The organism is Pantoea eucrina (genome assembly GCF_002095385.1).
Classification (GTDB): domain Bacteria; phylum Pseudomonadota; class Gammaproteobacteria; order Enterobacterales; family Enterobacteriaceae; genus Pantoea; species Pantoea eucrina.
In genome coordinates, this window is record NZ_MIPP01000080.1 from 1 (window position 1) to 4,804 (window position 4,804).

General features: G+C 56.8%; 5 protein-coding genes and 2 pseudogenes. All 7 read right to left on the minus strand.

The window, feature by feature from the left end:
- On the minus strand, nucleotides 1-380 hold a 380-nt coding region (locus HA43_RS18320; RefSeq protein ID WP_342039324.1), incomplete at its 3' end, for a phosphotransferase.
- The gene (lpoB, locus tag HA43_RS18325; protein ID WP_071668740.1) at nucleotides 361-960 is read right to left on the minus strand and encodes a penicillin-binding protein activator LpoB; all 600 of its coding nucleotides are present in this window, start codon (nucleotides 958-960) and stop codon (nucleotides 361-363) included. The genes HA43_RS18320 and lpoB, both read right to left, overlap by 20 nt.
- 11 nt (nucleotides 961-971) lie before the next feature.
- Nucleotides 972-1,337: a YcfL family putative periplasmic lipoprotein gene (locus HA43_RS18330; protein WP_039383863.1), complete on the minus strand. Its 366-nt coding sequence runs from the start codon at nucleotides 1,335-1,337 to the stop codon at nucleotides 972-974.
- Nucleotides 1,338-1,354: 17 nt separating this feature from the next.
- Entirely contained in the window at nucleotides 1,355-1,705 is a 351-nt protein-coding gene (hinT, locus tag HA43_RS18335) for a purine nucleoside phosphoramidase (RefSeq protein WP_094112318.1), read from the minus strand.
- 179 nt (nucleotides 1,706-1,884) lie between these two features.
- Nucleotides 1,885-3,316: pseudogene (gene ptsG, locus HA43_RS18340) on the minus strand (PTS glucose transporter subunit IIBC).
- A gap of 280 nt (nucleotides 3,317-3,596) precedes the next feature.
- A pseudogene (locus HA43_RS18345) lies at nucleotides 3,597-4,387 on the minus strand (metal-dependent hydrolase).
- A 15-nt stretch (nucleotides 4,388-4,402) separates the two neighbouring features.
- Nucleotides 4,403-4,804: DNA polymerase III subunit delta' C-terminal domain-containing protein (locus HA43_RS18350; protein WP_280173580.1), on the minus strand; the 402-nt coding region annotated here is incomplete at its 5' end.

Sequence of the window (4,804 nt, forward strand, 5' to 3'; positions counted from 1 at the left end):
GGATAGCCGGTCAGCGGCTGCCGGTGCAGCGTGCTTACCAGCGCCACTATTGCGCTGCGCTGTGCGTCAAAGGCGGCAGGCGTCAGCGCCTCACCCGGCAGCCAGCGCTGCAGCAGCCACGGGGAGCGCCAGCTGAGCGGCTCCGGCCCCAGGCCGGCGTTACGCAGCTGGCGTAAAATACGGTATTCGCGCTGCCGGTTAACAAAAGGAATCGGCTGCAGAGGCGTGCGCCGGGCCAGCAGCGTCTCCTGCCCGCCCGCAATCTGAAAACTGTTGCCGCTCAGACCCGGCAGCGCGAAAAAATAGCCGGCGGCGGGTGCCGTCGGCCACTGTTGCTGCACCAGGTCAACCAGTGCGGGATCAGGGTTGTGTTGCACCATTACCTGACCAGATGATTTCGCCGGTCTGCACCAGCATCAGCTGCATCTGCAGCGTGGGTGACTTCACCTCGCCTTTCGCATTGCTGTAAAGCACATACTGCGCGTTGACGATGCGCGCCAGTCCAATCGCTTTGCTGCGCGAGTTCAGACTATCTTCCGGTGAGAGGCCCAGCGTCTGGCGAGCCTGATTCAGCTGATCATCAGATACCAGGGTAAACTTGCCGTTGTTCGCCAGCGCGCTCTGAATGGCACTGGTGGCTTTTTCGGTCTGCAGCGCGCCGTTGGTGCTGTTTTTAAGGCGATCGACCAGCAGCACGCTGCCCGGATTCACCCCGGCAGACTGCACCATATTGGCCACCAGCGGTGAGACGCTGGCGCTCCAGTTAATGGTCTTTAGCTTAGGCGGCTGCGGCACATTTTGTGGCGGCGGCACGGGTTGCGGCTCCGGCTGCGGTTCCGGCTGAACCGGGGTCGTCGGCTGCGTCGGTTCGACCGGCGCCGGCGTCTGCTGTTTTACCACACAGCCGGTAAGCATCAGCGCAAACAGTAGCGCGCCAGAACGTTGAACACTGCGGATCACGGGGTTACTCCTTAGAGATAAAGATAAAGCCGCACTTTGCTGGCGGTAAGATTGCCCATTTGCGAAGCCACCATCACGCTGCCGTGTGCGGGAACAGTTTGCGTCTGTGCCGGCTCCTGCGGCTCAATTTCCAGTCCCTTATCGTCATACCAGTAGAAACGATAATGAACCGTAACAGGCGCTTCACGCAGATTCTGCAGCGTGCTGGCCGCCTGCAGCTGACCGTCGCGGCTGGTAAGCTGTGGCTCGTCAGTAATAATCCCCGCTGACAGCACGGATGACTCCATCACCAGCGATTGCGAGGTATTAATCATCGGTTTATCACTACTGCAGCCTGCCAGAGTCAATAATAGCAAGCCGCTCAGCCATCGACGCATATCAGGTCCGCCTGAGGTTAATGAGCAAGCATCGGGCCCAGGGGTTCACCACCCACCAGGTGCATGTGTATATGATAGACCTCCTGACCGCCGTGGCGATTGCAGTTCATGATCAGGCGATAGCCATCTTCAGCAATGCCTTCATCGCGGGCAATTTTCGCCGCCACGGTGATCATCCGCCCGAGCGCATGTTCATGCGCAGGCTTAACGTCGTTCGTCGTGGGGATCAGGACATTAGGGATAATCAGCACGTGAGTGGGCGCTTTGGGTGCAATATCACGAAAGGCGGTGACCAGTTCATCCTGGTAGATAATATCGGCCGGAATTTCACGGCGAATGATTTTACTGAAAATAGTCTCTTCAGCCATGGTGCGGTTCCTTTTTACCTGAGTCAGTCTGGCAGTATGCGCGAGAAAATCCGCTTCTTTCAACCTTCTCCCGGCTTTTCTTCACTGACTGGCTGCTTTTACAGCGTCGCGCAGACAAACAAAAACCCCCTCACGGGAGGGGGTTTTCAGTAACGGTGCACAATCTTACTGCAAAGGCGTTACATGCTGCGGATGTAATCATCCATTTCCGTTTTCAGATTATCTGATTTAGTGCCAAAGATAGCCTGTACACCGGAACCGGCAACTACCACGCCGCGGGCGCCAGGTTTTTCAGCTCAGCCTGATCAACCTTTGCCACATCGGCCACGCTGACGCGCAGACGGGTAATACAGGCATCCAGATTGGTGATGTTCTCTTTGCCGCCAAAGGCGCTGACCAGCTTGCCCGCCATTTCACTGCCGGTGACGCTGCTCTGCTCAATCGCGGTATCTTCACGACCTGGCGTTTTCAGATTCAGTTTTACAATCAGCACGCGGAAAACGGTGTAGTAAACCAGGCCGTAGATGATGCCAACAATCGGGAACAGCCAGATTTTGCTGCTGTTACCGCTCAGGACGATAAAATCGATCAGGCCGTGCGAGAAGCTGGTACCGTCACGCATACCCAGCAGGATACAGATAGGGAACGCCAGACCTGCCAGAATCGCGTGGATCACGTAGAGGATCGGTGCCACGAACATGAAAGAGAACTCAATCGGTTCGGTAATACCGGTCAGGAACGAGGTCAGCGCGGCAGAGATCATGATACCGCCAACTTTGGCACGGTTCTCAGGCTTCGCCGAATGCCAGATAGCAATAGCAGCAGCCGGCAGACCATACATTTTAAACAGGAAGCCGCCTGAGAGTTTACCGGCAGTCGGGTCTCCCGCCATGTAACGCGGGATATCGCCGTGGAATACCTGGCCGGCCGCATTGGTGAACTCACCAATCTGCATCTGGAAAGGAACGTTCCAGATATGATGCAGGCCGAAAGGCACCAGCGCACGCTCAATCACGCCGTAGATGCCAAAAGCGACAACCGGGTTCTGATACGCAGCCCACTGGGAGAAATCCTGAATTGCCGTACCTACCGGTGGCCAGATAAACGACAGCACAATACCGGTAAAGATAGCGGTCAGACCGGAAATAATCGGAACAAAGCGTTTACCGGCAAAGAAGCCGAGGTACTCCGGCAGCTTGATACGGTAAAAGCGGTTAAACATATAGGCAGCGATCGCACCGGCAATGATCCCACCCAGTACGCCGGTGTCCGCCAGATGTTTCGCTTCAATCTCTGCGGCTGGCAGATGCAGTACCAGCGGTGCCACGACCGCCAGCGTTTTAACCATAATGCCGTAAGCGACAACCGCCGCCAGCGCTGAGACGCGTCGTTATTGGTAAAGCCCAGCGCCACACCGATCGCAAAAATCAGCGGCATATTGGCGAACACCGATCCGCCCGCCTCGGCCATAACGTGGGAGACCACGGCCGGCAGCCAGCTGAAGTTTGCAGAACCAACACCTAACAAAATACCGGCAATCGGCAGAACCGATACCGGCAACATCAGCGATTTACCTACTTTCTGCAGGTTCGCAAATGCGTTCTTGAACATAGAAGCTCCTGAGTATGAGTGCATAGTTGCGCGATGCGCGTGGCAGCGGGGGAGGTTCCGCAGCCGGATGACGCTGAGCGTCTTTTGATTTATTACGAAGAGTAAAATAAATGGGGGCGCGTTACTTTGACGGCTATCACGTTTCCTCAATGAGAGCCGGCAGCTTTCAACACTTTCTGACTGACCTGCCGGATAATAGCGCAATAAAACACTGCCTGCGTCGGGAATAACCTGACGCAGGCTGTTCATTACGGATTAATTACAGCGTTTGAAATAAAGGTCAGGCGCCCAGACGCGCCATGGGGATGTGAAACAGGCGTGAGAAATTTTGCGTAGTCGTCGCGGCCAGGGTCTCGATATCCACTCCTTTCAGCACCGCCATATAATCGGCCACGTCGCGGGTAAATGCAGGCTGGTTCTCTTTACCGCGATGCGGCACCGGCGCGAGATAGGGAGAATCTGTCTCTACCAGCATCCGATCCAGTGGCACAAAGCGCGCGGCGTCGCGGATCTGCTCCGCATTACGGAACGTCAGAATACCGGAGAAGGAGATATAAAAGCCGAGATCCAGAAGCTTAGCTGCGGTTGCGCGATCTTCGGTAAAACAGTGCAGCACGCCGCCGCACTTTTCGACCTGCTCTTCACGCAGGATCGCCAGCGTATCGTCGCGGGCGTCCCGGGTATGCACGATGATCGGCTTATTCAGCGCAATACCGGTGCGAATATGTTCGCGGAAAGCGGCCTGCTGCTGCGCTTTGGTCTCCTGCTGATAGAAGTAGTCGAGGCCGGTTTCACCCAGCGCTACCACCTGCTCTTCCGCTGCCAGGCGACGAAACTCCGCCACATCCCAGGGTTCATCCTGGTTCAGCGGGTGTACGCCGCAGGCCAGCGCAATATTCTGTCGCTCGCCGACCAGCGCTTTGATGCGATAGTAGTCTGGCAGCGTGGTGGCAATTGCCAGCATAAATTTACGTCGCGCGCGGCGGCTTTGGCGATAACGTCATCCAGGTCGCGGTGCTGACTTTCATAGTCAAGGCCATCAAGGTGGCAATGGGAATCAACGATAAACATAATTTTCTCAGATAATTACGGGCTAATGACAGGCGGTGCCAGTAAACGGCTCCACGCCAGCAGCCGGTCGGTCAGAATAAGTTCGCGGTTAAGCGACGTCACGTGCAGCAGCTGCTCACGACAGGCGAGCCACTGCTGTGCGCTGCTGTTCAGGGCACTGCTGTTCAGCCGCCGGGCCAGCGCGGTCACCACATCAGGCCGGTCACCATTACTCAGCCACGCCGCAGCACCCTGCTGCATTTTCATGGCGTCCACCAGCAGCGAGATAAGCCAGCTGAGGCGATCGGCCACGTCATCACTGTTCAGCGCAGGCAGCAGCTGCAGAATGTCATCATTCAGCACCGCGATCAGCGTATCGCACAGTGCCTGACGCGTCTGCCAGCGCGCGGGCTGCAGCAGCGCCAGCGCTGCGGCGGG

What these genes read in the sequence shown, in the direction of transcription:
- HA43_RS18330 (WP_039383863.1), bottom strand. Translation starts at nt 1,337, where the DNA reads ATGCGTCGATGGCTGAGCGGCTTGCTATTATTGACTCTGGCAGGCTGC.
- hinT (WP_094112318.1), bottom strand. Translation starts at nt 1,705, where the DNA reads ATGGCTGAAGAGACTATTTTCAGTAAAATCATTCGCCGTGAAATTCCG.